Raw genomic sequence first — 21,427 nt, 5'->3', positions numbered from 1 at the left:
GCACGGGAGAGGGAGCCGCACAGCGCTTCGAACGACCTGTCCGGCTCCCTGCGCAGATGTGTGAAGCCGGTAGCCCTCGCGGGGAGGAGAGTAGCGCGCGCCCCGACGCTGCAGCTTCAGCCAACCCGCGCCTTGAGCGCCGCCGCGATCGTCTCGGCCATCGCCCTGGTGCCGATCGCCGCCTGCCCCGCGGCGGCGATGTCGGCGGTGCGGGCGCCGCCCGCCAGGGTGTCGGTGATCGCCCGTTCCAGGACATCGGCGGCTTCGCCCAGCCCGAAGGAGTAGCGCAGGCACAGGGCCAGCGAGCCGATCATCGCGATCGGGTTGGCCTTGTCCTGGCCGGCGATGTCGGGGGCCGAGCCGTGCACCGGCTCGTAGAGCGCCTTGCGCAGGCCCCCCGCCTCGACCGCGCCCAGAGAGGCCGAGGGCAGCATGCCCAGCGACCCGGTGAGCATGGCGGCCACGTCCGACAGGATGTCCCCGAACAGGTTGTCGGTCAGCAGCACGTCGTACTGCTTGGGCGCGCGCACCAGCTGCATGGCGCAGTTGTCGGCGAGCACATGCTCCAGGGCCACGTCGGCGTAATGGGCGGCGTGGACCTGGGTCACCACCTCCTTCCAGAGCACGCCGGACTTCATCACGTTGTGCTTCTCGGCGGACGCCACCCGGCCGGAGCGCTTGCGCGCCAGGTCGAAGGCGACGTGGGCGATCCGCTCGATCTCGCCCGTGGTGTAGACCTGCGTGTCCACCGCCCGCTTCGAGCCGTCGGGCAGGGTGGTGATCTCCTTGGGCTCGCCGAAATAGACCCCGCCGGTGAGTTCGCGCACGATCAGGATGTCGAGGCCCTCGACCAGCTCGCGCTTGAGCGCCGAGGCGTCGGCCAGGGCCGGGTAGCAGATCGCCGGCCGCAGGTTGGCGAACAGCCCGAGGTCCTTTCGCAATCTCAAGAGCCCGGCTTCGGGGCGGATCTCGTAGGCGACCCCGTTCCATTTCGGGCCGCCGACCGCCCCGAGCAGGATCGCGTCGGCCGCGCCGGCCTTCGCCAGGGTCGCGTCGGCGAGCGGCACGCCGTGCGCGTCGATGGCCGAGCCGCCGACCAGATCGGTCTCGGCCTCGAAGTCGGCCAGCCCGGTCTCGCGCAGGGCGCCGAGCACCGTCTCGACGCCCGCCATCACCTCGGGGCCGATCCCGTCGCCGGGAAGGAGCAGGAGCTTGTAGCTGGCCATGGCGTCGCCGGGGGTTCTGGTTGCGATTGGCGCGGCTCTATCGGGGCGGCCATCGGTTTGACAAGGCGGGCCACCTCTCCCCGACAGGGCCACCCGGAAAACCCTTGTCGCCGATCGTGTTTCGATATATCTAAAAAACAGACACATCGAAACACGATCGGATCGACCATGCGCCACCATGCCTTCCATCCCGGCCACGACCGGCACTTCGCCCGCCCGGACCGGGACGAGCGCCCCTTCGGCTTCGGCCGGCCGCACCGGGGCGGACCCGGCGGCGGACTTGGCGGCGGGCCAGGGGGCGGCCGCGGCGGCCTCGGCCGCTTCTTCGCCCACGGGGACCTGCGCCTCGTGGTGCTCGCCCTGATCGCGGAAAAACCCCGCTCCGGCTACGAGATCATCAAGGCGATCGAGGAGCGGGTCGGCGGCGCCTACAGCCCGAGTCCGGGGGTGATCTACCCGACGCTGACGCTTCTCCAGGACCTCGGCCACGTCACGGTCAGCGACGGCGAGGGCGCCAAGAAGCTGCACACCCTCACGCCGGAGGGGCAGGCCTACCTCGACGCCCACCGGCCGACCCTGGACGCGCTCTTGGCCCGCATGGACGAGGCCGGCCGCACCCATGGCGGCGGGCCCGCGCCGCAGGTCGTACGCGCGATGGAGAACCTCAAGCTCGCCCTGCGGCTGCGGCTGTCGCGCGGCCCCCTCGACCCGGCCGAGATCACGGCGGTGGCCGCCGCCATCGACGCGGCCGCCACGGCGGTGGAGCAGGTGTGATTCCTTGTTCTCGGACCGATGGGCGTGCGGGCAGGACATCCGGGAGCGGAAGCTTCGCAATGGCGCGTCGCCTCCGAGCGAGGTCAGCTTTTCTCGCACGGGAATCGGGGTCATGATGACGGCATGACGGAACTCCTCGAACAAGCCATCGAGCGCATTCCCGCCCTTACCCCCGAGGCGCAGGACGATTGTGCCCGCGTGCTCCTGCGCCTCACCGGGGACGACGAGGCTTTCTGCCAACTCATACCCGAAGAGGAGGCCTCGTTCGCCAACTCCCGCGCGCAGGCCGCCCGCCGTGAATTCGCGACGGACACACAGATTCAGGACATCTGGGCGAAGCACGGCTTGTGAGGCTTCGCTACACTCCGGACGCCGCCGCCGAACTCGATCGGGTGTTGACCGACATCGCGGAGAGATCTCCGCAGGGCGCGTGGCGCGTACAGCACCGCATTCAGACGACCGTGAGGCTCTTGCTGGAGTATCCCCGGTGCGGTTCCTTCACCAGCCTGCGCCCCATGCGTCGTATCGTGGCGCGGCCCTATCCCTACCTGATCTTCTAAGAAGCGACCGACGATGAGGTCGTCATCATCGGCATCCGCCATGCGGCCCGCGATCCATCGACGATGCCCGGAGCATCATGACGGAACGCTGCGCATAGGTTTCGGCGGCATGGCAGGGCGTGGCGACGCCGGCGAGGTCGTTTGCGGATACGGAGGATGCTGAGCGCACCTCACAAAACTCCCGATCTCCAGGAACCCTCGCTCTGGGCACGACGGCGCCGCGAGCGTCTTGTGAGAGACACTTAAGCTATGCGCTGCGCCCTATCGTAGCCGGCGGCATGGACCGGACCCATGACGCACGGTGATCCGGTACGGGGTCCGCCCGGATCAAACCTTCCGCGCCACCGTGAAGCGGGCCGCCTCGCACAGGGTCCGGGCGCGCTCGCCCCAGCGGGAGACCGCCTCCTCGCAGACGCCGACCAGGCGGTCGCACTCGGCCCGGGCGCCGTCGAGACCGAGGCGGTCGACGAGCGTCGCCTTGCCGGCGTCCTTGTCCTTGCCGGTGGCCTTGCCCATCGCCTCCGGGGAGGCTTCCCGGTCCAGGATGTCGTCGGCGATCTGGAAGGCCTGGCCCAGCGCCAGCCCGTAGCGCAGGAGTGCGGCCCGCTCGTCCGCGCTCGCCCCGCCGACGATGGCGCCGGCCTCCACCGAGAAGGCCAGGATCGCCCCGGTCTTCATCGCCTGGAGTTGGAGGGTGTCCTCCACGCCGAGCTGGACCGGGCCGAAGCGGCCTTCCGCCCCCAGGTCGAGGAGCTGGCCGCCGACCATGCCGCCGAGGCCGGAGGCGCGGGCCAGCCCCAGCACCAAATCGGCCCGGATCGCGGGGTCGGCCTGCCAGGCCGGGTCGGCCAGGATCTCGAAGGCCAGCGTCTGGAGGGCGTCGCCCACCAGGATCGCGGTGGCCTCGTCGTAGGCCTTGTGCACCGTGGGCTTGCCCCGGCGCATGTCGTCGTCGTCCATGGCGGGCATGTCGTCGTGCACGAGGGAGTAGCAATGCACCAGCTCGACGCCGGCCCCCGCCGCCAGCGCGCCGGCCTCGGAGCCACCCAGCATCCGCGCGGTCTCCACCGCCAGGAACGGGCGCAGGCGCTTGCCGCCGCCGAGCACCGCGTGGCGCATCGCCTCCATCAGGCGGGCGGGCCGTGCGATCTCGCCGGGGCCGACCGCGGGCCCGAGGCGCTCCACCAGGAAGGTCTCGACGGTCTCGGCCACGGTGGCGAGCTTGTGGGAAAACCCGTCCGCGCCCGCCTGCGCCTTGACGGACGCGGGGGTAGCCTGCGTTGAGGGGGTCGAAGTCATCGAGACACGGCCTTGCGGGGGGTGGGAAGCGTCGCTGTGGGGGCGGAAGATATCAGAGTGGACCCGCGCGGGCGGGCGGGGACTACCGAGGGCCGCGACCTCAGGGTGCTCCCGCGCCTGAGGTCGCGGCGGGCGCGCCGCGTCGTCGGGCTGCTCCTGCTGCTGCCGGCCATCGGATTCGTCCTCACGCTCACGCTGGCGCTCGTCTATAGCGCGGTGAGCCCGCCCTCAACCCTGATGCTCGGGCGCTGGCTCACCCTCCAGCCGGTGGCGCACGAGGCGGTGCCCCTGGCGCGGATCGCGCCGGCCCTGGTCCAGGCGGTGATGACGGCGGAGGACCAGCGCTTCTGCCTGCACCGGGGCGTGGATTTCGGGGCCCTGCGGGAGGTGGTGGAGGACGAGGATTCCCCGAGCCGGGGCGCCTCGACCCTGTCGATGCAGACGGTCAAGAACGTGTTCCTGTGGCCCGGCCGCTCCTACGTCCGCAAGGCGCTGGAGATTCCCATGGCGCTGGCCATGGACGCCCTCTGGGGCAAGCGGCGGATGATGGAGACCTACCTCAACGTCGCCGAATGGGGCGACGGCATCTACGGGGCGCAGGCCGCCGCCCGGCACTGGTTCCGCAAGGACGCCCGCGACCTCGGCCGCGGGGAGGCGGCCCTGCTCGCCGCCGTGCTGCCGAACCCGATCGCCCGCAGCGCCGGCCAGCCCTCGCGCGGCGTGCGGGCGCTCGCCGCCCGGATTCAGGCGCGGATGGGGCAGGTGGAGGGGCTGATGGGCTGCCTGAAGCCCTGAACGGCCCGCGCCGCCGCCGGAGACCGGCGATCGCCTTGCCGAGGCCGGATGCCCTGTCCTACTGATGCGGACCCGCGCCGGCCCCCGGCGCACGCCTCCCCCCTCCTGCGGCCGGATACACCGATGACGATGACACCCTGGACCCGGCGCGCCTGCCTCGCGGCCGCCGGCCTCATGCTCTCGGGCGTCGGCGCCTCCGCCGACTGCCTGCGCACGATCACCAACCGCTCGGGCTACGTGCTCGTGGCCAGCCAGGACGGGGGACCGCCGATCACCCTGCTGCCGGGGCGCTCGGCCACGGTACGCCTCGCGCGGCCGGGCACGATCGCCCTGTCCGCCTCCTGCGGGGCGGGCGCCCCGGTGGCCGAGGCGGTGTTCGACTACGAGGCGGTGCAGGACCGCTGCTTCGTCCGGCTCGGGGACCGGCTCTTCAGCCGCCAGCTCGGGGCCGGGTTCTGGGGGGCGCAGGGCACGGCGCCCTTCACGGTCAACACCCCGCGCCAGGGGGACCTGGTGCTCGGGCCGCTGCCGGGCGGCTGCCCGGTGCTGGACCGGAGGGGGTAGGAAGTCTCAAAAATAGTGCCGGAACACGACTTCGCCTGCTGCGGTGGCGTCGCCGGCCGGCAGCATCTCCACGGCACCGCGATAGGCCGCCAGAACGCCCGCCAGGATCAGGACGAGCGACAGCAGCAGCGGGTTGGCCAGCGGCACGACCACCAGGGCCAGGGCGGCACCGGCGAGGCCGAGATGCCGGAGCGGGTGCGCGAGGGCCGCATGTGCGAGGGTCATGGTCGCCGCCTCCTCGTTGGTCTTGCGATGGCGACGACCCTTAGGGCCAAGTCGTTGCGCGACTGTTTCATGCACCCCGCGCGCATGTTTCGTGGTGCCGGAACGCACATGGAGGTGCGCCCCCGGAGCGGACCCTTCAGAACCCCAGCCGCCCGAGGCCCGGCAGCTTGAGGGCGGGGCGGCGCAGGTCGAGGCCGGCCACCGCGCCGAGGATGTTGAGCTCGACGCCCTCGATCCAGCCCAGCGTCAGCCCGAGATAGCCGCCGAGGTTGAGCCGCAGGCCGGTGCCGGACGGCGTCGCCCCGAACCATTGCCCGTCATAGGGAAAATCCTTGCCGATGGCGGTGGCCGGCAGGCTCGCGCGCATCTCGGGCACCGCGGCCATCACCGCGGCCACGAAGGTGTTCGAGTTCGGCCCCGGCCAGACGGTGTAGTCGCCGGGCCGGGCGTAGCGGTAATCGGCGATCACGGCCCGGATCTGCGGGATCATGAGTTCGGCCTCCGCTCCGTCGGCGGCGAAGACGGTCTCGGGCGTGCTGCCGAACCAGCGCCCGTCCGGCACGAAGCGGTCGATCCAGATCGGCTGGCCCCAGGCGGTGTAGTCGAAGCGGCGGTAGGCCGCGGCCTGCGCCTCCTTGATCACGATCCAGCTGTGGGTGGCGAAGATGCCGCGCCAGCTCACCGTGCGGGCCGAGAAGATCCGCACCACCGCGCCGGGCTGCCGGGCGGGGGGCAGCAGCCCCGCGCTCGACCGGTCGGCCAGGCGCCAGTCCCCCCGCGCCTGCGCGAGGTAGAGGCCGGCCGAGATCGCGATGGGGGCCAGGAAGACGAGGACGAGGGCGAGGACGACCTTGAGCAAAGCGGGACCGGGCTTGAGCGGGAGTGGCCGCATGTAGGCAGGAGCCGTGCCGAGCGCGAGGCCTGCTGTCTTGCCCGGCCTCGATCGCCGGCGCCCCCGAAGCCGCAACCGCGGCTTCGGACGATGGCCCGCCCCTTGTCCGGCATCCTCGCCTGCCGCAAAGGGACCGGCGTGGGAACGACGCGCGACAGGGATCTCTGGATCAGCATCGGCCAGCCCGCCCTGCCGCTGGTCCTGAGCCGGCAGGGGGCGGCCTTCGGCGTCCGCGGCTTCGTGCACGGGAGCGGGGCGCGGCTCGCCGCCTGCCGGCTCCGTCTGGTCCAGGAGGGCCGGGGGGTCGAGGCCCGGCACGTCCACCTCCAGACCGGGATGCTCGACCTCGCCGAGGCCGGGACGTGCGCGGGCCTGGACGACCGGATCGACGGCGGCTTCTACCTCTCGGCCGTCTTCCCCGGCGGCCCGGACCTCGCCGACGGGCCGGCCCTGGTCGAGGCGGACCTGACCTGGGACGATGGCGACAGGCACGCGCTCCGGCTCTGCGGCGTCGACCTCCTGCGGATCGATCCGCTTCCCGATCCCACCGCCGATCCCTTGGCCGAACCCCTGGCCGAACCCCTGGCCGAACCCCTGGCCGAACCCCTGGCCGAACCCCTGGCCGATCCGGGGGCGCCCCCCGGCGCCCGGCGCGTCGGCATCGCCATGGCGACCTTCGAGCCGGACCTGCACCTGTTTTCCCGCCAGGTCGCCTCGATCCGGGCCCAGAGCCACCGGGACTGGACCTGCGTGGTCTCCGACGACGGCTCGCGGCCCGACCGGCTTGCCGGGATCAGGGCCGCGATCGCGGACGACCCCCGCTTCCGCCTGCTCGGGCCGGGCGCCCGCCTCGGCTTCTACCGCAACTTCGAGCGGGCCTGCGCGGCGCTGCCCGAGGAATGCGGCCTCGTCGCCTTCAGCGACCAGGACGACGTCTGGCGGCCCGACCGCCTCGCCCGCGGGATCGCGGCTTTGGGCGACCTGCCCTTCGGCTGCAGCTACTCGGACATGAGGATCGTGGACGCGGCCGGGACCTGCCTGTCGGAGACCTTCTGGGTGCACCGGCGGGCGGGCTACGGCAGCCTGGCGGGCCTGCTTCTGGCCAACGTCGCCACCGGCATGACGATGCTGGCGCGCCGGGAACTCGTTGCGGAGGCCCTGCCGTTCCCCGCCACCCCGAACCTGACCTACCACGACCACTGGATCGCCCTCCTGGCGGCCCGCCGCGGGACCCTGCGCTACGTCCCCGAGCCGCTGGTGGCCTACGTCCAGCACGGGGCCAACCACACCGGGGCGCTGGCGATCCCCGAACCCTCCCGCGCCCTGATGCGGCAGGCGGCGGGGCGGATCGGCCGCCTCGCCCTGGCCGGCCTCCTCGGCCGCGCGCCGATCCGGGCGGGCCTCGATCCCGGCATCGCGGGCTGGACGGACCTGGAGCCGGCCCGCCTGCGCATCCTGGTCGACCGCCTCGTCACCGGCCCGCCCCGGCCCGGCGACCGCGCCCTGCGGCGCCTCACCGAACGCTTCGGCCTCCTGCGGCTTGCCGCCTGCGGCGCCGAATGGGGCGAGCCCTACCGCAGGGGCTACGCGATCGGGCTGGGCTCCGGCGCCCTCCTCAAGCGCCTCGTCCTCCACCTCGCGCGGCGCGGGCGACTCCACCCCAAGGCGCCTGGGGTGCGGGACGGCTGAGGGAATTATGCTTTTCGCCGGGGCCGGAAAGCCGATAAGAGGGCTGCCATGCGCGACGAAATTCCGAGACCTCGCCCCGGTGGCCGGTCCGGACCAGACAGTGGCCCCATGACAGGCACGGGATCGGACGAAGCTTGGACCTGCTGCGGCATCTGAGGCGCCTGGGCAGCGGCGGCCGCCGCCTGCTGGCCGGGCGGCCGGCGCCGGTCGCGTGGTTCACCCTCTACAACGGCGGCGTGGTCGTCGCGGTGGACGCCTCGGTGCGGGCCGCCGAGGTCGGGATCGCGCTCCGGGTCGGGTCCGGCCCGGAGCGGGCCGTGCCGGTGGAGCGCGTCGGCAGCCTCGACGGGCTGGCGCTGGCGCTGGCCTCCCTCGATCCCGCCCTGTTTTCCGCGCCCGGCACCTGCACCCTGGCGGTGACCGCCCAGGGGCGGACCCGGCGGCGGCGCTTCGCGATCGGGCCGGGCCAGTACGCCGGGCGGATCGACGGGGTGCGCGACTACGCCCTGGAGGGCTGGGTCTCGCCCCTGTTCCAGGGGCCGGCCCCGGCGGTGCGGCTCCTGGTCGACGGCCGGCCGGGGGAGCCCGTCGCCCTCGACCGCTACCGCCGGGAGCTGACGTTCGCGGGCGGGCAAGAGGGCAGCCAAGGGAGCGGGCAGGGGGGCGGACAAGGGAGCGGGCAGGGGGGCTGGAACGGCTTCCGCCTGCTGCTGCCGCGGGAGGCCCTGGACGGCGCCCCCCACCGCCTCGCGGTGCGGGCCGGCGAGGCCCTGCTCGATTTCGGGCCCTGGGCGGCCAAGCCGAAGTTCAACATCGAGGCGGCCGGGCCCCAGCGCCTCTCGGGCTGGTACTTCGACCGCTCGGGCGGCGACGTGCCGGGGACGCTGCGGATCGTCACCGGCGGGGTGACGCGGGCCGAGGTCAAGACCCATTCCAGGCCCGACCTGAAGGCCGCCTTCGGCCGCGACTGGGCGAGCTTCGCCTTCGACGACGCCGAGATCGAGCCCGGCAGCGACCTGGTGGCGGGTCCGGAGGGCACGGGCATCGTCCTCGGCCGGGTCGGCGGCGGCCTCCTGGCGCGCGTCGCGGCCGCCCGGCGGGAGGCGCGGGCCCTCCTCGTGGGGGCGCAGGGGCGCCCGGCCAACCGGGAGGCGGGCCTGCCGGAGCGGCGCGCGATCCGCGCGCGCCTCGTGCAGGCGGAGCGCGGCGGAACGGCTGCGGGGTTCGCCTTCGAGGCCGCGGGCGGGCCGAGCCCCGCCCTGCCGCCGGACGAGCCGCCAACCGAGGATCTCGGGGCCGCCCCGCCGCCGGTCTGCGCCATCGTGCCGGTCTACAACGGCCTGTCCGACCTGCGGATCTGCCTCGCCTCCCTGATCCCGCAGTTGCGCGGCGGGCGCATCCGGGCGCTGGTGATCGACGACGGCTCGCCCGATCCCGGAATCGGCCGCTTCCTCGCGGAACTCTCGGCCAAGGGCCATCCGGGCCTCACGGTGGGCAGGAACCCGGAGAACCTCGGCTTCATCGCCACCGTCAACCGGGGCCTCGCCCTGCTGGAGCCGGGCGAGGACGCCCTGCTCGTCAACGCCGACACCGTCCTGCCGCCCGGCGCGATCGAGCGTCTGGCCCGGCACTGCCACGCCCGCCCCGGCATCGCCTCCGTCACGCCGATGTCGAACAACGCCACGATCCTGAGCTTCCCGAGCCTCAAGGACCCCAACCCCCCGGTGCTGGGCCTCGACGTGACCGACCTCGACCGGGCCTTCTCCGAGGCGGGCGGCCCTCCCGTGCCGGTGCCCACGGGCGTCGGCTTCTGCATGCACATGAACCGGGCCGCGCTGGAGGAGGCCGGCCCGCTCTCGGTGGATTGGGGCCGCGGCTATTGCGAGGAGGTCGACTGGTGCCTCACCGCGCGCGACCTCGGCTGGGTCCACCTCGCGGCGCCCGACGTGTTCGTGATGCACGAGGGCTCGGTCTCCTTCACCAACGCCACGCGGCTGGAACTGCTCGCCCGCAACCATGCCCGGCTCGAGGCCCTCTACCCGGAATACCTGGGCGAGCTCGCAGCCTTCACCCACGCCGACCCGTTCGAGGCCGTGCGGGTGACGGTGCTGCTGCGGCTGCTGGCGGGGCGTTTCACCCGGCTGACCCTGCACCTCACCCACGGCCTCGGCGGCGGCACCAAGCGCTACGTCGAGGACCTGCGCGCGCTGCCCCGCGAGCCCGGCCACGAGGTCGCGATCCTGATGCCCGTGGACGACGAGGGCCGGGACCCGCGCCTGGAACTCGCCTTCGACCGGGCCGGGACCGCCCTCACCCTCAGGCCGGGCCGGGTCGAGGACGTGCTCGCGCGCCTGGAGGCGATGGGCGTGGCCGTCACGGTGCACGTCAACTCGCGCCTGACCTACGGCAGCACCTTCCTCGAAGGGTTCCTCTCCGGCCGGCGCCCCTACGTCGTGATGCTGCACGACTTCCAGTGGTACTGCCCGCGGGTGCACCTCACCGACGAGCGCAGCTTCTATTGCGGCGAGCCGCCGCCGCAGGTCTGCCAGCTCTGCGTCACCGGCGGCGTCGACTACAACTTCGCCGACCAGGACGACCTGATCGAGCACGACCTCGACGGCTTCCTCGCCTTCAACGCCGGCCTGCTGCGGGGCGCCGAGCGGTTGATGGCCCCCTCGCAGGACACCGCGGACCGCTACGCGCGGCGCTTCGGGCTCGCCGACATCGCCGTCGTGCCCCATCCCGAGCCGCGACAGCGCGGGGCGATGCGGATGCGCGTGCGGCACAAGGCCCGTTCCGGCGTCCTGCGGGTGGCGGTGGTGGGCGCCATCGGCCGGCACAAGGGCTTCGACCTGCTCTTGCGGATGGCCGAGCGGGCGGCGCGCGACCGCACGTCGTTCTTCCTCACGGTGATCGGCTACACCTCGGACACGCCGAGCCTCGTGCGCTACGGCAACGCCGAGGTCACGGGCGCCTACGCGCCCGCCGAACTCAAGGCGCGGCTCGCGGAGGCCGACCCCGACTTCGTCTTCCTGCCGAGCGTCTGGCCGGAGACCTATTCCTACGTGCTCTCGGAGATCTGGGAGGCGGGCTACCCCGTCGTCGCCTTCGATTTCGGCGCGCCGGCCGAGCGCATCCGGGCGGTGGGCGGCGGCCTGCTGATCCCGCCGACCCGCGACACGCGGGCGCTCCTCGACAGCCTGTTCGCGGCGCGCGAGGCCCTGGCCGGGATCGGCGCACCGGCCCTGCCGCCGGGCCGGGTCCCGACGCTCGAAGCCTATTACCGGACCGACGACGGGGAGGCGGGCGCGGCCGAGGTGGCCTGAGGAGGGGCGGGGCGCCTGGAGCGTAACAGGCCGCTGCGGGAGGTGCGGGACAGGCCGTGCTCGGTCTTGTTCCAGCGGTCGGGCGCCCGGACGAGTTCGAGCAGGGCGAGCCAGGCGGCCAGGCTGATCAGGCCGAAATAGGCCGGCAGCAGGAGCACGAGCCAGAGCAGGTCCCGCCAGCCGCGCCGAAGGCAGCCGAGGGCGGCGGGCAGCGCCAGGGCCGCGAGCCCCATGGCGAACAGGGTAAGCGCCAGCCCGGTCGGCAGGTTCGAGAGGAAGTCCGGTGCGGCCGGCAGCGCGTTCAGGACGAATCCGTTCAGGGCGAGGGCGAAGCAGACGGGGTAGACCAGGGCCGAGACCACGGTGCCCGGCACCATCGTGACCGCGCAGAGCGCCGGGAGCCAGCCGAGGTCGCGCAGGGTCGCGATCGGGCGGCGGCCGTGGGTGAGGCTCGTCTGCAGGAAGCCCTTCATCCAGCGGGTGCGCTGGTGCAGCCAGGCCCGCACCGTGATCGGCGCCTCCTCCAGGGTGTGGCTCGGCAGGTCGCCGACCCGGTAGCCGGCCAGCGCCAGCCGGATGCCGAGGTCGGCATCCTCGGTGACGTTCCAGGCGTCCCAGCCGTGCAGGTCGCGCAGCACGCGGGTTCGGAAATGCGTCGAGGTGCCCCCCAGGGGGATCGGCAGGGCCCAGCGGGCGAGGGCCGGGTTCAGCACGTCGAACAGGCCCGTGTATTCGAGGGCGAACAGGCGTGCGAGCAGGGAATCGGCCGGGTTGTCGATCACCAGCCGCCCCTGGAGGCAGGCCAGGCTCTGAGGTGATCGCGAAAAGACCTCGGCGGCGCGGCGGAGCTGGGCCGGGTCCGGCACGTCCTCGGCGTCGAAGACCACGAGGTGGCTGCCGCGGGCCAGCGGCAGGGCGACGTTGAGGGCCCGCGGCTTGGTCCTGGGCTCGCCGGGGGGCGCGACGACGATCTCGAACCGGGCCGGGAAGGGCACCCGCGCCAGGGCCTCGGCCGTCTCGCGGTCGCCGGCCTCGATCACGAACTTCAGGTCGAGCTTAGCCGCCGGATAGTCGAGCCCGGCCAGCGCCCGGACGATGCGCGGCACCACGGCCGCCTCCCGGTAGAGGGCGACCAGGACCGTGTAGGTCGGCAGGTCCCGGTCGGGCAGCGGCACCGCGGGCGGCGCCTCCGCCGGGGCGCCGATGGACAGGGCGGCGGTGCGGAACACCGTCATCGTCAGGAACACGACCTGGGCCGCGAGCGTCAGGGCCAGCGCCGGCGCCGGGGGCAGGGCGGAGAACAGGCCGATGCCGGCGCACAGGCAGAGGCCGAGGAAGAGCAGCCAGCGGCTGGCCGGCTCGCGGGGGCTCGCCCAGTGGGGCGCCCTCAGCCGCAGGGTGTCGGCCGCGTGCGCGGCGATCTCTCCGGGCCGCGCGGAAAACACCGCCTCGCGCAGGCGCGTCGGCGTGGTGATGGCCGGCATCCGGGCGGCGGGGCCGTACCCGGCGAGCAGCTCGGCGACCTGCGGCCCGCGCGGCGCCAGGACGCAAGGGGCGGGCGCCCCCGAGACCAGGGGGGCGAGGCCGGTGACGAGGCTGTCGGGAAACTGCAGGCCCGGACCGAACGGCATCGGCCCGTCGAGGAAGGGAACCCGCAGCGCCCGGGCGAGCGCCCGGTAATAGGCCTCCTCCTCCATCAGCCCGGCATGGAGGAGGGCGGTGGCGGCGTCGGTCCCGCCATCGCGGGCGAGCCGCGCGGCCCGCGCCAGGTGGTCGACGGGGACGCCCTCGGCCACGAGGAAGGCGATCTCGGCCGGCAGCGCGGAGGCGTCGGCGGCCGGTGTCGTGAAGCGCAGGAACGACAGGGCCCGCTCCCGCCGGCTCCGGAACGTGCTAGGGGAGGCGGGTGAGCCAAGCCGCCTCCATATCCGCCCAGCGGAGCACCGCACCCGTGTCTTCGTCAAGATGGGCGCGGGCACTATCAGTCGTCCTCGGCACGATTTCAGTCGTCGCGCTGCTCGGCGCGGGTTTTCCGCAGCAGAGCCAGGCACAGCCGCAAGCCGCGACTGTTCAACCGGTGATTGCTCAACCGGTGATTGTTCCGAACTTCTGGAACCCCCGCAGCCGGGGCGAGCGGGTCGAGGCGCCGCAGACCGGCCGGGCGGTGCGCTTCCTGACCGACGACGAGTTCCCGCCCCTGCACTTCGCCGGTCCCGACGGCACCCCGACCGGCTTCTCGGTGGAACTCGCCCGCGCCGTGTGCGAGCGGCTGTCGATCACCTGCACGGTGCAGGCGCGCCGCTTCGACACGCTGCTCGACGCCCTCGACCAGCGCCAGGGCGACGTGGTCGCCGCCGCGATCCCGCTGACGCCGGCGCTCCGCGCGAAGTTCCTGGCCACGCGCCCGTATTTCCGCTGGCCGGCGCGCTTTGCCGCCCGCGCCGACAAGGGCCTGCCCCTGCCGTCAGTCGGGGCGCTGGCCGAGCGCTCGGTCGGCGTGATCGCGGGCAGCGCGCACGCGGCCTACCTCAAGGCCTTCTTCCCCAAAACCGTGCTCAAGGACTTCACGGACATCGCCGCCGCCGAGGGCGCCCTCAAGCGCGGCGAGACCGACTATCTCTTCGCCGACGGCCTCAACCTCGCCGTCTGGGTCGGCGGCCAGGAGGCGGAGTCCTGCTGCGCCTTGATCGGCGGCGACTACCTGGAGAACCGCTATTTCGGCGAGGGCGTCGGCCTCGTCACCCGCCAGGAGGACGCGGCCCTCTCGCGGGCGCTCGACGACGCCCTCCAGCGGGTCTGGGACGACGGACGCTACACGGAGTTGTACCTGCGGTTCTTTCCGGTGAGCCCGTTCTGATCGCTCGAGGCAATCGCATGGACCTGGCGGCTCGCCCGCCGCCTCCAAAAAACCTCCGCCGGCGGTTTCGCATCGCGGCAAAACCCCTCTAGGGTGCCGCCCTTCGCCGAGCCCTTCCGTCCCGCGCCCCGCGTTTCGAGCCATGCCCGCACTCACCCTCGACCCCGACCTGATCGAGGCCGCAGCCCACGCCGCCGCCTGGCCCTTCGAGGAGGCGCGCAAGCTCGTGGCGCGGCTGGAGCGCAAGCCCAAGGGAGAGGTGCTGTTCGAGACCGGCTACGGGCCGTCCGGCCTGCCGCATATCGGCACCTTCGGCGAGGTGGCGCGGACCTCGATGGTGCGCCACGCCTTCCGGGTGCTGACGCGGGACGCCGTGCCGACCCGGCTGATCGCGTTCTCGGACGACATGGACGGCCTGCGCAAGGTGCCCGACAACGTGCCCGAGCGCGCGATGCTCGCGGCCCACCTCAACCAGCCCCTGACGCGGGTGCCCGACCCCTTCGGGACGCATGACAGCTTCGGCGCGCACAACAACGCGGAGTTGCGCCGCTTCCTCGACGCCTTCGGCTTCGACTACGAGTTCCGCTCGGCCACCGAATGCTACCGGGCCGGCGTCTTCGACGCGGCGCTGATGCGGGTGCTGGAGCGCTACGACGCGGTGATGGCGATCATGCTGCCCTCGCTGCGGGCCGAGCGCTCGGCGAGCTACTCGCCCTTCCTGCCCCTGCACCCGGTGACGGGGGAGGTGATGCAGGTGCCCATCGACGCGGTGCGGGTGGCGCAGGGCACCCTGGTCTGGCGCGACCCGAAGACGGGGGAGGGCTTCGAGACGCCGGTGACGGGCGGGCACGCCAAGCTGCAATGGAAGCCCGACTGGGCCATGCGCTGGGCGGCGCTCGGCATCGACTACGAGATGGCCGGCAAGGACCTGATCGACTCGGTCAAGCTCTCCGGGCAGATCTGCCGGGCGCTCGGGGCCGAGCCGCCGGAGGGCTTCAACTACGAATTGTTCCTCGATGAAAAAGGACAAAAAATCTCGAAGTCGAAGGGCAACGGGCTGACCATCGACGACTGGCTCACCTACGGCACGCCGGATTCGCTGGCGCTGTTCATGTACGCCAAGCCGCGGGAGGCCAAGCGCCTGTTCTTCGACGTGATCCCGCGCCACGTCGACGAATACATCAACTTCCTCGACCGCTATGCCGGCCAGGACGCCAAGCTGCGGCTCGGCAACCCGGTCTGGCACCTGCACGCGGGCGCGCCCCCGCAGCCGGAGCGCGTGGAGGGCACGAGCCTGACCTTCGCCATGCTCCTCAACCTCGTGGCGGTGGCCAACGCCGAGGAGCCCGGCGTGCTCTGGGGCTTCATCCGGCGCTACGCGGCCGATGTCGGGCCGGAGACGCATCCCGGCCTCGACCGGCTGGTGGGGCACGCGCTCGCCTACTTTCGCGACTTCGTGCGGCCGGCCAAGACCTACCGGGCGGCCACGCCCGAGGAGCGGGCGGCGCTGGAAGACCTCTCGGCAACGCTCGCGCCCCATGCGGGCTCGATCGATCCGGAGGCCCTGCAGGCGGTGGTCTACGAGGTCGGCCGGCGCCACTTCCCCGACCTGTCGGGCAAGGCGAAAAGCCCGGACGGGCGGCCCGGCGTGTCGCAGGCGTGGTTCACCACGATCTACAACCTGCTGTTCGGCGAGGCCCGCGGCCCCCGCTTCGGCTCCTTCGTCGCCCTCTACGGCGTGGCCGAGACCCGCGCCCTGATCGGGAAGGCCCTCTCGGGGGCGCTGGTGTCCGAGCACGAAGCGTTCAAGGCGGGCCGCGCCGTGGCCTGATCCGGAGAAGGCCCGCGGCTCACGGCAGGGCCGCGGCCACCGAGCGGGCCAGCTCCACGGCCTGGTTGCGGATGTCGGGCACGGCGGTGCATTCCCAGAACACGCCGCGCAGCAGCGGCCCGAGGGTCCAGAGCGGGGCGCCCGGTCCCTCCGGCGGCTCGGCCAGAACCGAAAAGTCCGGGGCGGCGTCGAGGCCGATCCCGAACGGCCCGGGCCGGACGAGGCCGCGACCGATGAGGCGGGCGAGCAGGGGATCGCGGGTCTCGGCGACGCGCCCGATCCCGCGGGCGTCGAGGATGCACTGGACGTTGAGGGTCTCGCGCCCTTGCGAGCCGCGCGGGCGGACCGTCACGCGGGCATGATCGGGACCGTCCGCGATGTCGGTGATGCGGCCGGCCCGCACGACCAGGCTGCCGGCCGCGATCTCCGCGTCGACCGTCTCCCCGACGGGCGGGGCGGCGCGGTGGCGGTGCACGTCCCAGAACGGGCGCAGGTGCCGCAGGAAGCGGCCGCGCTCGGCCTCGGGCAGCCCGAGCCAGAGGGTGTCGGTGATCGGCCGGAGGGCGTCGATCACCCCGCGCCAGTCGGCGCCGGAGGCGCGCGCGGCGGCGATCTCCCGCCGGATGCGGGCGGAGAGGGCGGGGAGCGAGGCGGTCTCGGCCGGCGACAGGGCCGGCTGCGGCCAGGGCGCGGCCGCGGCGTGCGCGGTCGGGCGCAGGCCGCGCCGGGACAGGGCGACGATCGGGCCCGCGAAGCCGTGGCGGCGCAGGGTCACCACGGCGTCCACCATGGTCAGCCCGGTGCCGACGATCATCACCGGCAGGTGCGCGTGCAGGCGGCCGAAGGCGTCGGAGTTCCAGGGATCGAAGCGGTAGCGGCTGGCGGGCTCGGCCGGGGCCACGAGGTTGCCCATGGCCAGCACCGCGCCGGCCGCCGCATGGGTCCGGCCGCCCTCGCTGCGCAGGACGAGGCGGCCGTCCTCGCGGCGGATGTCGGTGATCGCCTCGTTGACGAGGTGGAGGCGGGGGCCGTCCCGCCCGGTCACGGCCTCGGTGAGGAGTTCGGCGAGGTAGCGCCCGTAGAGGCCGCGGGCCGCGAAGGTGCCGGCCGGCGTCGCCCGGATGCCGGATTCGTCCTCAGGGCCGAGCCCGGCGAGCCAGTCCGAAAAGTGCCCCGGCCGGTCGGGATAGGCGCTCATGTTGGCGGCGCGGACGTTGAGCAGGTGGTCCGGGTTGCCCGTGGCGTAGGCGCGCCCGCGGCCGAACCGCTCCGCCCGCTCGCAGAGCAGGACCGACCTGTCGGGGGCCAGGCGGGCGAGAAGCTGGATCGCGGCCATGGTGCCGCTGAAGCCGGCGCCGATCACGGCGACGGGCAAAGGCTGGGGCTTCGGGCGCGGGCTCACCCGCGCCGGGTCGGTCTCGTCGGGCATCCCGGCTGCATCGGTTGTTGGAGGGCGGCCACCGGCCCCGCCGCCAGGATAGACGGCCCGCCGCGCGGACGCCAAGGAAACCGCGGCCGTTTTCGCGGAGGCGGGGCGAACGATCCCGCGCGAGGCGGCCGGATGCGGGAAGAACGTTCTCCCGCCGGCGCGCCATCACGCGTTCGGCGGCGCCACCCGCTGGCGCAGGCCCGCGATCACGGCGCGCAGGATGTCGGCGCCGGCCTCCTGGGCGGCCCAGGCGGTGACGTCCCCGCGGACCTCGTAGATGCGCTCGTGCACGAAGGCGAGCTTGGCGATCACGGCGGGCGTCAGCTTGAACGGGTAGAGGGCCGGCTGGCCCATGCTGCGCGAGAGGGAGTTGACCGCGTAGGTCAGGGGCAGCCACGCCTCGATCAGCCGGTCGAGGTCGGGGGTGCGGTAGGGGTCGAAGTCGATCCGCACCGGGGCGGCGGCACCGCGGCGCAGGCGCGGGCGCAGCTGCAGTTCGAAGGTCGAGGCGGTCTCGATCGTGTCGACGATGTGCATGTAGTGCGCCCAGGTCTCGGCGAAGTCCTCCCAGGGGTGGCTGGTGGCGTAGGCCGAGACGTAGGATTCCTCCCAGCCCTCCGGCGCGCCGTTGGCGTAGTGGTTCCGGAGGGCACCGGTGTAGTTCAGGCTCTCGTCGCCGAACAGGCTGCGGAAGGTCCACAGGTTCGGGCTGTTCTGCACCAGCAGGTACCAGAAATAGTGCCCGATCTCGTGGCGGAAGTGCCCGAGCAGGGTGCGGTAATGCTCGCCGAACAGGATGCGGCGGCGCTCGCGCTCCACGTCGTCGGCCTCGGCGATGTTCATGCTGATGAGGCCGTTGAGGTGTCCCGTCAGCACCGGAGGCCCGACCAGGTAGCTCTCGGAAGGGTCGACCAGGAAGTCGAAGGCCAGCCCGTCCGTGTAGCGGGCGCGGGTGGCCAGCGGCAGGTCGAGGCGCAGGAGCGAGTAGAACATCCGGTGCTTGGCCGCCTCGACCTGGCGCCAGCGGACGAGGTTGAAGGGGATAGCGAGGTCGGGCACCACGCGGTTGTGCCGGCAGGTGACGCAGAAGGTGTCGGGGTGATCGTCGGGCACCAGCCAGTTGCAGGCATCGTGCGCGGCGTTGGCGCAGAAGCGGTACTTGCGCCCGGAATCGGCATAGGCGTGGAAGGTCTGCACGCCTCCGAGCAGGAGGTGGGCGGAGTGGCCCGACGGCTCCAGCGCCGAGATCTCGTGCCGGTCGCAGACGTAGCCGAGGCGGCGCTCGCAGCTCTCGCAGACCGTGCTCTCGAAGGTCACGGGCTGGTCGCAGGCCTGGCACTGGAAGATCTTCATGGCGGTCCCGCTGCCCGGCGCGCTCCTGCAAGGGCCCCGAGGGGGCCGCCCGCGGCCCCCCGTAATCGCGACAAAGAGACGTGGCCGTCAAAGTTCCACCGAGCCCCCGCCTGGTGCGGAGGAGGACCAACCGCCAAACCACCGCCAGACCAATCCCTTGACGTCGCTTTGGCGACTTCAGGGCGCGACGAGCGCCCCGCGGAGCGGGTTTTCCAGGATGACATCCTGGAAAACACAGAGCGAAGGATCAGCCTGAGCCCGCGGAGGCGGGCGCCGGCGATTGAGGCCAAGCTCAAGAACCAGGACAAGCGCTTCCAAGCGATTGTCCTGGACCAACGCCGCACGAAAATTGCTTGGTGCCGCCCCTTTGCCCCATAAGACGCGGCAGCACACGAGCGTGAGGCTCGCCCGCCGCGCCCGTTCGATCTCCAGACGAGAGTGCCCGTGTCGATCAAAGCCGCCCTGCACCACGTCACCCACTACCGCTACGACCGTCCGATCAGCCTCGGGCCGCAGACGATCCGCCTGCGCCCGGCGCCGCACGCGCGCACCAAGATCCCGGCCTACGCCCTGAAGGTCACGCCCGAGAACCACTTCCTGAACTGGCAGCAGGACCCCAACGGCAACTGGCTCGCCCGCCTCGTCTTCCCGGAGAAGACGAACGAGCTGCGGATCGAGGTGGACCTCACCGCCGAGATGGCGGTGATCAACCCGTTCGACTTCTTCGTGGAGGAGTACGCGCAGACGCGGCCCTTCGCCTACGACCCGGACCTGTCGGGGGAACTCGCCCCCTACCTCGTCCTCGACGACGCCCGCGGCCCGGAGATCGACGCCTTCCTCACGCGCCTGCCGGCGGAGACGGCCACGGTGCAGTTCCTGGTGGCGCTGAACGCCCTCGTGGCGGGCGAGGTCGCCTACGGCGTGCGCATGGAGCCGGGCGTGCAGACGCCCACCGAGACCCTGACCCTGAAGAGCGGCTCCTGCCGCGACTCGGCCTGGCTCCTGGTGCAGGTGCTGCGCCGGATCGGGCTCGCCGCCCGCTTCGTCTCCGGCTACCTGATCCAGCTCGTGCCCGACACCACGGCCGTGGACGGGCCGGAGGGCACCAAGACCGACTTCACCGACCTGCACGCCTGGGCCGAGGTCTACCTGCCCGGCGCCGGCTGGATCGGGCTCGACGCCACGTCGGGCCTGCTCTGCGGCGAGGGGCACATCCCGCTGGCCGCCACGCCGCACTACCACTCCGCCGCCCCGATCTCGGGGCTGGCCGAGCCGGCCCAGACCGAGTTCGGCTTCGAGATGAGCGTCTCGCGCGTGGCCGAGGCGCCGCGGGTGACCAAGCCCTTCTCGGACGCGGTCTGGGCGTCGATGGACGCGCTGGGCGAGCGGGTCGACGCGGATCTGGCCGCCCAGGACGTGCGCCTGACCATGGGCGGCGAGCCGACCTTCGTCTCGATCGACGACTTCGAGGCGGCCGAGTGGAACATCGCCGCCGTGGGGCCGAGCAAGCGGGGGCTGGCCGACCAGCTGATCCGGCGCCTGCGCGACCGCTTCGGGCAGGGCGGGATGCTGCATTACGGCCAGGGCAAGTGGTATCCCGGCGAGAGCCTACCGCGCTGGGCCTTCGCCCTGTTCTGGCGCAAGGACGGCCAGCCGATCTGGCGCGACGCCGGCCTGATCGCGCCGGAGGGCGCGGCGGGCACGGCCGACATCGGGCGGGCGCAGGCCTTCGCCGAGGCGCTCTCCGGGCGCCTGGGCCTGACCGCCTACGTGATGCCGGCCTACGAGGACCCGGCGCACTGGGACGAAAAGACGGCCGAACTCCCCGTCAACGTCACCACGATGGAGGCCAAGAGCGGCTCCGTCGAGTTCGACACGCGCATGGCCCGCGTCTACGAGCGGGGCCTGGGCGAACCCGTGGGCTACGTCCTGCCGCTCGCCTCCCTGCCCACCGGCAAGGACGGCGATTCCGACCGGGTCTGGATCTCGGAAGCCTGGGAGTTCCGGCGCGGCCACGCCTTCCTGGTGCCGGGCGATTCGCCCCTCGGCTTCCGCCTGCCGCTCTCCTCCCTGCCGCACGTGCCCCCCGAGCACTATCCCTACTACCAGCCCCAGGACCCGCTGGAGGACCGCGAGCCCCTGGCGGAGGGCGGTTCCGGCGCGGGCACCGTCAACGGGGGGGGCGTCACGGGTGTGGCCGTGCGCACCGCCCTCTCCATCGAGCCGCGGGACGGGGTGGTGCACGTCTTCATGCCCCCGACCCAGCGGGCCGACGAGTACCTGGAGCTGGTCGGCCACATCGAGGCGGCCGCCGCCGGCCTGCACCTGCCCGTGCAGATCGAGGGCTACGAGCCGCCCTTCGACCCGCGCATCGGCCTGATCAAGGTCACCCCCGACCCCGGCGTGATCGAGGTCAACGTGCACCCGGCCGCCTCCTGGCGCGAGGCGGTCGCCATCACCACCGACCTCTACGCCGAGGCCCGCCAGACCCGGCTGGGCGCGGAAAAGTTCATGACCGACGGGCGTCACACCGGCACCGGCGGCGGCAACCACGTGGTCATGGGCGGGCTCACCCCGGACGATTCGCCCTTCCTGCGCCGGCCGGAC

General features: G+C 72.9%; 17 protein-coding genes. 10 read left to right on the top strand and 7 right to left on the bottom strand.

Features of this window, described 5'->3' with window-relative positions; genetic code table 11:
• Positions 1 to 116: 116 nt before the first annotated feature.
• Positions 117 to 1,226: a 3-isopropylmalate dehydrogenase gene (gene leuB, locus COGEMETH_RS01310; RefSeq protein ID WP_238180816.1), complete on the bottom strand. Its 1,110-nt coding sequence runs from the start codon at positions 1,224 to 1,226 to the stop codon at positions 117 to 119.
• Between the two features lie 168 nt (positions 1,227 to 1,394).
• Here leuB and COGEMETH_RS01305 point away from each other — a divergent pair, with 168 nt between their 5' ends.
• The 3 genes from COGEMETH_RS01305 to COGEMETH_RS01295 all read left to right on the top strand — a co-directional run bounded on the left by COGEMETH_RS01305 (position 1,395) and on the right by COGEMETH_RS01295 (position 2,560).
• A complete protein-coding gene (locus COGEMETH_RS01305) occupies positions 1,395 to 2,000 on the top strand; it encodes a PadR family transcriptional regulator (protein ID WP_238180815.1) in 606 nt (201 codons plus the stop codon).
• Positions 2,001 to 2,123: 123 nt separating this feature from the next.
• Positions 2,124 to 2,351 carry a hypothetical protein gene (locus COGEMETH_RS01300; RefSeq protein ID WP_238180814.1) on the top strand — a complete coding sequence of 76 codons (228 nt, stop codon included), beginning with the start codon at positions 2,124 to 2,126 and terminating at the stop codon, positions 2,349 to 2,351.
• Positions 2,348 to 2,560 (top strand): type II toxin-antitoxin system RelE/ParE family toxin, encoded by a 213-nt coding sequence (locus COGEMETH_RS01295; RefSeq protein WP_306421722.1) that lies wholly within the window; start codon positions 2,348 to 2,350, stop codon positions 2,558 to 2,560. Before COGEMETH_RS01300 ends, COGEMETH_RS01295 begins: the two co-directional genes overlap by 4 nt.
• A 327-nt stretch (positions 2,561 to 2,887) precedes the next feature.
• Here COGEMETH_RS01295 and COGEMETH_RS01290 read toward each other — a convergent pair whose 3' ends face one another.
• Positions 2,888 to 3,859: a polyprenyl synthetase family protein gene (locus COGEMETH_RS01290; protein ID WP_238180813.1), complete on the bottom strand. Its 972-nt coding sequence runs from the start codon at positions 3,857 to 3,859 to the stop codon at positions 2,888 to 2,890.
• 21 nt (positions 3,860 to 3,880) lie between these two features.
• On the opposite strand from COGEMETH_RS01290, the gene mtgA reads away from it, so the two are divergent.
• A complete protein-coding gene (gene mtgA, locus COGEMETH_RS01285) occupies positions 3,881 to 4,654 on the top strand; it encodes a monofunctional biosynthetic peptidoglycan transglycosylase (RefSeq protein ID WP_373875293.1) in 774 nt (257 codons plus the stop codon).
• A 123-nt stretch (positions 4,655 to 4,777) separates the two neighbouring features.
• Positions 4,778 to 5,218, top strand: a complete 441-nt coding sequence (locus COGEMETH_RS01280) for a hypothetical protein (RefSeq protein ID WP_238180812.1) — start codon at positions 4,778 to 4,780, stop codon at positions 5,216 to 5,218.
• 6 nt (positions 5,219 to 5,224) lie between these two features.
• Here the strand turns inward: COGEMETH_RS01280 and COGEMETH_RS01275 are convergent, their stop codons facing one another.
• The gene (locus COGEMETH_RS01275; RefSeq protein WP_238180811.1) at positions 5,225 to 5,443 is read right to left on the bottom strand and encodes a hypothetical protein; all 219 of its coding nucleotides are present in this window, start codon (positions 5,441 to 5,443) and stop codon (positions 5,225 to 5,227) included.
• A gap of 136 nt (positions 5,444 to 5,579) precedes the next feature.
• Positions 5,580 to 6,335, bottom strand: a complete 756-nt coding sequence (locus COGEMETH_RS01270; RefSeq protein WP_238180810.1) for a DUF3750 domain-containing protein — start codon at positions 6,333 to 6,335, stop codon at positions 5,580 to 5,582.
• 90 nt (positions 6,336 to 6,425) lie between these two features.
• On the opposite strand from COGEMETH_RS01270, the gene COGEMETH_RS01265 reads away from it, so the two are divergent.
• Positions 6,426 to 8,024: a glycosyltransferase gene (locus COGEMETH_RS01265; protein ID WP_238180809.1), complete on the top strand. Its 1,599-nt coding sequence runs from the start codon at positions 6,426 to 6,428 to the stop codon at positions 8,022 to 8,024.
• A 134-nt stretch (positions 8,025 to 8,158) separates the two neighbouring features.
• Positions 8,159 to 11,350: a glycosyltransferase gene (locus tag COGEMETH_RS01260; RefSeq protein ID WP_238180808.1), complete on the top strand. Its 3,192-nt coding sequence runs from the start codon at positions 8,159 to 8,161 to the stop codon at positions 11,348 to 11,350.
• Here the strand turns inward: COGEMETH_RS01260 and COGEMETH_RS01255 are convergent.
• On the bottom strand, positions 11,305 to 13,206 hold the full coding sequence (locus tag COGEMETH_RS01255) for a glycosyltransferase family 2 protein (protein WP_373875294.1): 1,902 nt from the start codon (positions 13,204 to 13,206) through the stop codon (positions 11,305 to 11,307). The genes COGEMETH_RS01260 and COGEMETH_RS01255 overlap by 46 nt on opposite strands.
• Positions 13,207 to 13,427: 221 nt before the next feature.
• Between COGEMETH_RS01255 and COGEMETH_RS01250 the strand changes: the two genes are divergently transcribed.
• Positions 13,428 to 14,207: a transporter substrate-binding domain-containing protein gene (locus COGEMETH_RS01250; RefSeq protein WP_238180807.1), complete on the top strand. Its 780-nt coding sequence runs from the start codon at positions 13,428 to 13,430 to the stop codon at positions 14,205 to 14,207.
• Between the two features lie 142 nt (positions 14,208 to 14,349).
• Positions 14,350 to 16,038 (top strand): lysine--tRNA ligase, encoded by a 1,689-nt coding sequence (locus COGEMETH_RS01245; RefSeq protein ID WP_238180806.1) that lies wholly within the window; start codon positions 14,350 to 14,352, stop codon positions 16,036 to 16,038.
• 19 nt (positions 16,039 to 16,057) lie between these two features.
• Here COGEMETH_RS01245 and COGEMETH_RS01240 read toward each other — a convergent pair whose 3' ends face one another.
• Positions 16,058 to 17,467 (bottom strand): FAD/NAD(P)-binding protein, encoded by a 1,410-nt coding sequence (locus COGEMETH_RS01240; protein WP_238180805.1) that lies wholly within the window; start codon positions 17,465 to 17,467, stop codon positions 16,058 to 16,060.
• A 165-nt stretch (positions 17,468 to 17,632) separates the two neighbouring features.
• Positions 17,633 to 18,820, bottom strand: coding sequence for a zinc-binding metallopeptidase family protein (locus COGEMETH_RS01235; RefSeq protein ID WP_238180804.1), 1,188 nt, complete (start codon positions 18,818 to 18,820; stop codon positions 17,633 to 17,635).
• 444 nt (positions 18,821 to 19,264) lie between these two features.
• Between COGEMETH_RS01235 and COGEMETH_RS01230 the strand changes: the two genes are divergently transcribed.
• On the top strand, positions 19,265 to 21,427 hold a 2,163-nt coding region (locus tag COGEMETH_RS01230), incomplete at its 3' end, for a transglutaminase family protein (RefSeq protein ID WP_238180803.1).

This window comes from Methylobacterium trifolii (assembly GCF_022179685.1).
Taxonomy (GTDB): Bacteria; Pseudomonadota; Alphaproteobacteria; order Rhizobiales; family Beijerinckiaceae; genus Methylobacterium; species Methylobacterium trifolii.
Note: the sequence above shows the minus strand (reverse complement) of the source record. Positions and strands in the feature narration are given on the sequence as shown.